Source organism: Nostoc sp. CHAB 5715 (genome assembly GCF_020829685.1).
GTDB lineage: Bacteria > Cyanobacteriota > Cyanobacteriia > Cyanobacteriales > Nostocaceae > Nostoc.
On the sequence record NZ_JAIVFR010000542.1, the window covers coordinates 1 to 5,201 of the forward strand.

General features: G+C 40.8%; 8 protein-coding genes. All 8 read right to left on the reverse strand.

Annotation, left to right across the window (positions count from 1 at the left end; all coding sequences use genetic code 11):
• Positions 1 to 1,451, reverse strand: a 1,451-nt coding sequence (locus LC574_RS25520) for a histidine kinase dimerization/phospho-acceptor domain-containing protein (protein ID WP_229456337.1), incomplete at its 3' end; no start/stop codon positions are given.
• Positions 1,452 to 1,567: 116 nt separating this feature from the next.
• The gene (locus LC574_RS25525) at positions 1,568 to 1,924 is read right to left on the reverse strand and encodes a hypothetical protein (protein ID WP_229456338.1); all 357 of its coding nucleotides are present in this window, start codon (positions 1,922 to 1,924) and stop codon (positions 1,568 to 1,570) included.
• A gap of 162 nt (positions 1,925 to 2,086) precedes the next feature.
• Entirely contained in the window at positions 2,087 to 2,464 is a 378-nt protein-coding gene (locus tag LC574_RS25530; protein WP_229456339.1) for a DUF433 domain-containing protein, read from the reverse strand.
• An 81-nt stretch (positions 2,465 to 2,545) separates the two neighbouring features.
• Entirely contained in the window at positions 2,546 to 2,890 is a 345-nt protein-coding gene (locus tag LC574_RS25535) for a XisI protein (RefSeq protein WP_229456340.1), read from the reverse strand.
• Positions 2,878 to 3,294 carry a XisH family protein gene (locus tag LC574_RS25540; RefSeq protein ID WP_229456341.1) on the reverse strand — a complete coding sequence of 139 codons (417 nt, stop codon included), beginning with the start codon at positions 3,292 to 3,294 and terminating at the stop codon, positions 2,878 to 2,880. The genes LC574_RS25535 and LC574_RS25540 overlap by 13 nt, the downstream gene beginning before the upstream one ends.
• 149 nt (positions 3,295 to 3,443) lie before the next feature.
• Positions 3,444 to 3,611 carry a hypothetical protein gene (locus tag LC574_RS25545; protein WP_229456342.1) on the reverse strand — a complete coding sequence of 56 codons (168 nt, stop codon included), beginning with the start codon at positions 3,609 to 3,611 and terminating at the stop codon, positions 3,444 to 3,446.
• Positions 3,595 to 4,866, reverse strand: coding sequence for a DUF87 domain-containing protein (locus LC574_RS25550; protein WP_229456343.1), 1,272 nt, complete (start codon positions 4,864 to 4,866; stop codon positions 3,595 to 3,597). The genes LC574_RS25545 and LC574_RS25550 overlap by 17 nt, the downstream gene beginning before the upstream one ends.
• Positions 4,867 to 4,877: 11 nt before the next feature.
• The coding region (locus tag LC574_RS25555) for a hypothetical protein (RefSeq protein WP_229456344.1) at positions 4,878 to 5,201 on the reverse strand (324 nt) is incomplete at its 5' end.

The window sequence follows — 5,201 nt, forward strand, 5'->3', positions numbered from 1 at the left end:
GTACGCAATGTTTGCTCGATCGCTTGGGCTAAATCTACGCCATCGAAGCTGTAGTTGTGACCAGATTCGAGTTTTGACAAATCCAAAACATCGTTAACTAAGCGGGTTAGGCGATCGGTTTCATAGTTGACTGTTTGCAGATACTCTTGCCATTTCTGTAAATCAAAGTTTTCGCCGAAGTCGTACAGGGTTTCAATATGGAATTTGATGTTGGCTAGAGGCGTTCGCAGTTCGTGAGAAACGTTGCTGATAAATTGGCTTTTTGCCTCGTTTAATTCGACTTCACGGGTGATATCTTGAACGGTAATCGCAATGCCTTTGATGCTTTCCCTTTGCACATTGAGTACTGTTGTCAAGAGAATGCGGATCGTCCTCTGGGTGGGTTGGTTAAGAAAAATCCGGAATTCGGCGCTTTCGCATTCGCCTGCTGCCATTTCGTATAAAGGGTCAGTGATTTGCATTTGTACCGATGGTGGTAAGTGATGTAACAAGTTGTTACCTACCACACCAGCGTTTTCCCAGCCAAAAATTCGCTCTGCTGTGGGGTTAGCTAAAATCACCTGCATGTTGTTATCAATCAACACAGCACCATCTGCGATCGTCGAAACTAAGGTTTGTAGCTTGGCTTTTTCTGCGGTCAGTTGCTCAATATTCTGTTCTTCATAGCGTTCTAATCGCTCTGCCATCTCATTAAAGCTTAAAATTAACTCCCCCAGTTCGCCCCCTAAAGGTAAATCAATGCGCTGCTTGAAATTCCCGGTAGCAATTTGCTTCACCCCCACCAACAGTTCTTTAATGGGCTTAGTAATGGTCAAGGCGTTAATTACTCCTGCCAAAATCACCATTACCCAAATGGTGATAAAAACGGCAATGGTAACATCGCGGGTAAAATTGGTGGAGATGACAGCAGTCTGATTAGGGTTGATACCGATCGCTAATACACCTAAGTATTTTTTATTGACGATCAGGGGAATAAATACATCGGTCACTGTCCCATCTGGGGTTGTATGTTGCCGCACCATCGGCTTTTCCCCATCACCAGGGTAATCTTCTGGCAATTGTATCCGCCGTTTAATGGTAAGGGAGTTTTCTACCTCTGCTTCCCAAAAAGGAATGCCAAAAAAGATTTCCCCGTTTTCATCGGCGTAAAGCATATAACGCACACTAGAGGTGCTGCTGTAAAAGCGTTGAGAAAATTGGGCAACCTCAGTGAGATTATTGTCAGCGACTAAGGGGGCAACGTTGGCAGCAAGCAGTAGCCCCAAGTCACGGCCAAAGCGGGTGTCATTCATCCGCGCATCCTGCTGAATTGTATTCACAGCCCAGAAGGTCAGACCACTCATCACTAATGAAACTACCATTGTAGCCACAGCCAATAATTTGGTCTGGAGTGTGAACTCTGACCACCAACTAGCGATCGCATCTCGAATTGTTTTTAACAGACTTAGCATCTTAAATAAAGTTGTTAATAGTCTTTGTAATAAAGCCCAACAACTAAAAAATTAACAGTTAATTTGACTAATATGTTAGCAATGAGGGAGGAATAGGAAAATTGGCAGAAATAACTTCATGGAATAAACAGCCGCCCAGTTCCCATGTAGTTTTCAATGTCAAGTACAATCTCTATGAGACGATCTACACATTGCTCTCGATAGTCGAACTCATCAAGGCGCTGAAGATCTCCAATTGTAACTACAGGAAATGAATCCGTTGTGTTTTCCTCACGCATGACTTTCTCCAAAGAATCTTCACCTTTCATGGAAGTCGGCGGGAAACTCCAACCCAAGAGTGGGTGGAGAGGGATAGCCGCCCGCCGACTTGGGGCATTGGGCATTGGGCATTGGTAACTCTTTCCCATGACGGCAGTTGCTCCACTTGGGGAGACCCCAAGACCGCACTGCCTCCCCCATGCCCCATTCCCCATGCCCAAAAACTCCAACCCAAGAGTGGGTGGAGTTTTTCATCAATAAACCAGCTTCTCCAAAGGTCACAAAACGAACAGATATCAACTCCAGCCAACCGCCCTTTGCTAAAATGCCAAGGAAAACAAGCGCATATCCGTCAAGATTGTAATCAACCAAAAAGGTCATGGCGACTTGGAAGCGTGTTTGGCTTTTTGCTCCTCAAGCTTTGCCCAGAGAGTTTCTTGTTCCGGTTTACGTGGAATTGTTGCAATGCGGGCGAAATGTTCGCGGTTACGGTCTTCCCAATATTGACGAATTTCTTCTCTAGTTTGCAGAACTTGTTGATATTCAGTTTCTATCTCAGTGGAATTTGCTTTGATGTAAGACAAAGCAGCACTAAGTTGTTCCTTTGTAAGATTAAATTTGTCACGGATTAATTTTGGTGGATACTGAGCTTTGAGAAAATCCATCACATCATAGAGTGTCAGGCGTGTACCTGCGATCGTCAATCCACGTTCTGTACGAATAATGGTTGTTTCTCTATCGGATGCGGGAGTCATATCTTGAGCTATTGGAAAACTGACTCTATATTATCCTGCACAAAAAGCTCCGCGATACCGCATTGTTAGAGGGCGCGATCGCTAAGATGCTACTGCAAAATCTGTATACTGCCGCATCTTTGGCTCATGGAATGCCAACACTATATCCTCCTTGGGAACTCCTGCACTAACTAGGTCAGTTGCGATACCATCTTCAGTCCAATCTTCCTCAATCCAGAATTTGCCATCTCGAATCCTAACGTAGACGGTCATACCAGTAATGCGTTCGTCATTTTGCCAACCAAGGTTCATCCAAATATAGTGACCCTTTGGCTCATCCATAATCAAAAATGTTTCCATATCTCGGTTAGGACGACGGTTACATAGTTCTATATACTCTGTTAAAATACGCTTAATTATCTTGGGATACTCAGTTAATTTATCCATTGTGTGATTTCCTCTGTTTCTGTATCGACAACAATAAGTGGAAGTTGATGTTTGTGGAGGATGAGTTGAATCACATCCTGGTTGAAAAAACTTTTATAAATGATCGTACCAACAGCAAGGTAAAGTTTACGGTCTGGCGCTGTTTCCTCTAGAAGATAACGGTAGATGTCATACTGACCGAGAGCTTCTTTCAAATCTTGTATCTTTGATGCGCCAACAAAGCTTTTCACTTCAACAACAAGTTTTTGCCCATCTCGTTCAGCCCCAATTGGGCGTTCAGCACCGAGATCAGCGTATAACGTTGTTCTTCGATACTGAATTACGTAGGGGTCGTCTGTAATCGCCCAGCCGTCTTTGATGAGTGCGTTTTTTACCGCGTTATGGATAATGTCTAACTTGGGCATAGCTTAAGTATAAGTCAGCCTCGCAGCCTGATGGATATCAGTGCCAGCCTTCAAGCCGCCATCAGGCTGCATTTGGATTGGATACCTTGAACATTAAATTAACTTTGCAAGGAATTGAAGGTATCTTAACGCATAAGCTTTAAAAAAATTTACAAACCGACTTCTAGCTCCAAATTAGTTTGCAAAGTATCTAGTCTAGGAGTAACCCATTTTTCATGCCAGTAGCTTACTAAATCTATTTGAGTAAAATCTTTCCATACCACCTGATTTGTATTTCCCAGCAGATACTCCTGCCAATTCTCAGCCAGGAGGCTCATCTGAAGTAAATTTCTCTTTGTTACTCTCAAAGAGTTTACGAACCAGAATAGTTGAAATAATACTGGCATCCATATTGTCTTTCAGGGATAAATCGATGATGACAGTTTTTCCTTGCTTCAAAAATTTGAATACATTTTCTATAAGATTTGATACCCTAGAATGTAGATTACCTTCATCAATTAGATGGCGAATTCTTTTCCGAATTGCCATAATTGTTTTTCTCGCAGAGACATCCTCCTTAATATTGCCCTTTGTATCTTTCTTCTGTTCACCAAAGAAATCAGAAAAATCTCGATAAAGATTGCTTGGAGTTTCAACGTAATCATCGATATTTTCAATGAAGTTAGATATACCGTCTTCATCAAGATATAGAAGAAAAGATTTCATCACTTCAGAAAAACCAGCCCCAAAATTCAATATATCACCTACTGCTAAGTGCTTATGCATATTGAGTGCGACTTTACCGCCAAAAATAAATCGATTTTGTTTCGTATAAATATCGGGTAGTTTCTTGTCAGAATACACGACAACATTATCCCGAATTGAACTTTCATTAATATCTCCCAATCCGTATGTAGCTGTGCCACGTAAAAAATATTCACCATTCAAATCGAAAATCAACTTTCCATATGAAGTATCACGAGTCATATGGTAGAGAAGTACTTTTACAAGATTGGTTTTTCCGAAACCAGATTGAGCAAATACCATCGTGCGTTTGTTACGCAATTTATCAATCTTAAAGAGGATTGGTCCCTTATCTTTAAAGACCGTTTCTCCTACACAAAGATATCCAATTTCAACGCCATTTTCATTCGTTTTATTGAGGATTGAGTCTATCTCGCGCTTGTTCAAATGTCTTGCAATGTAAGAAACAATTGGTAGTTTCCTCACAGCAGTTGTGAAAGCGATTGTAGAGCCACTGTCTGTAAATGTGCCTAAAATACGAACTTTGTATGTATAGCTGAACATCTTTTGTTTATCTCGTTCAGAAAGCTCTCTTTCTGCAATTCGAGCATAATGTACAGCAATTAAAGTTTTATCTTGTGATTTGAAAATAGGGTCTTCGTCGTAGATTTCAGCCTCAACTCTTGCAAGATATTTTGTATTACCCTCATCTTTGGGAGTCAAAACAATAAAATCACCAGTTTGTGGACTAGCTTTAGCATCTTCATAGGAAGAATAGATTAATAGTGCATCCTCAGTTGTTTTTTGACCATATAGAACACCAAAATCTGCTTTGTTAGCTTTCGACATAAAGAGTCCTCTTAAAATCTGTCATGCATATCTAGAAAAAGATTTTCAATATCAACGTTATCCATTCTCTGATCTCTATAAAGAGAGTACTTCAAACGAGCAATTATTTCTTCTTTAAAGTTCTTTTTTAGAGATATAAAATTGTGAACTTCACATAGCGGATAAGGATATCCAAGAATGTAATGTTCCTGAGTGAGTCGAGTTAGCTCCTTAAATATTAAAGCTAGTTCTGCTCTATCTCTTTCCAAGGTGTTTGATCCAATTTCTGGAATAGCATCAAAGATATTGACATCCAGTATGAGCCAATCGTAGTTTTGTAGCTTTTCCACATAATC

Coding starts and splice junctions, on each gene's coding strand:
- LC574_RS25545 (WP_229456342.1), bottom strand. CDS start 3,611: ATGAGCCTCCTGGCTGAGAATTGGCAGGAGTATCTGCTGGGAAATACA.
- LC574_RS25540 (WP_229456341.1), bottom strand. CDS start 3,294: ATGCCCAAGTTAGACATTATCCATAACGCGGTAAAAAACGCACTCATC.
- LC574_RS25530 (WP_229456339.1), bottom strand. CDS start 2,464: ATGACTCCCGCATCCGATAGAGAAACAACCATTATTCGTACAGAACGT.
- LC574_RS25525 (WP_229456338.1), bottom strand. CDS start 1,924: ATGGGGAATGGGGCATGGGGGAGGCAGTGCGGTCTTGGGGTCTCCCCA.
- LC574_RS25535 (WP_229456340.1), bottom strand. CDS start 2,890: ATGGATAAATTAACTGAGTATCCCAAGATAATTAAGCGTATTTTAACA.
- LC574_RS25550 (WP_229456343.1), bottom strand. CDS start 4,866: ATGTCGAAAGCTAACAAAGCAGATTTTGGTGTTCTATATGGTCAAAAA.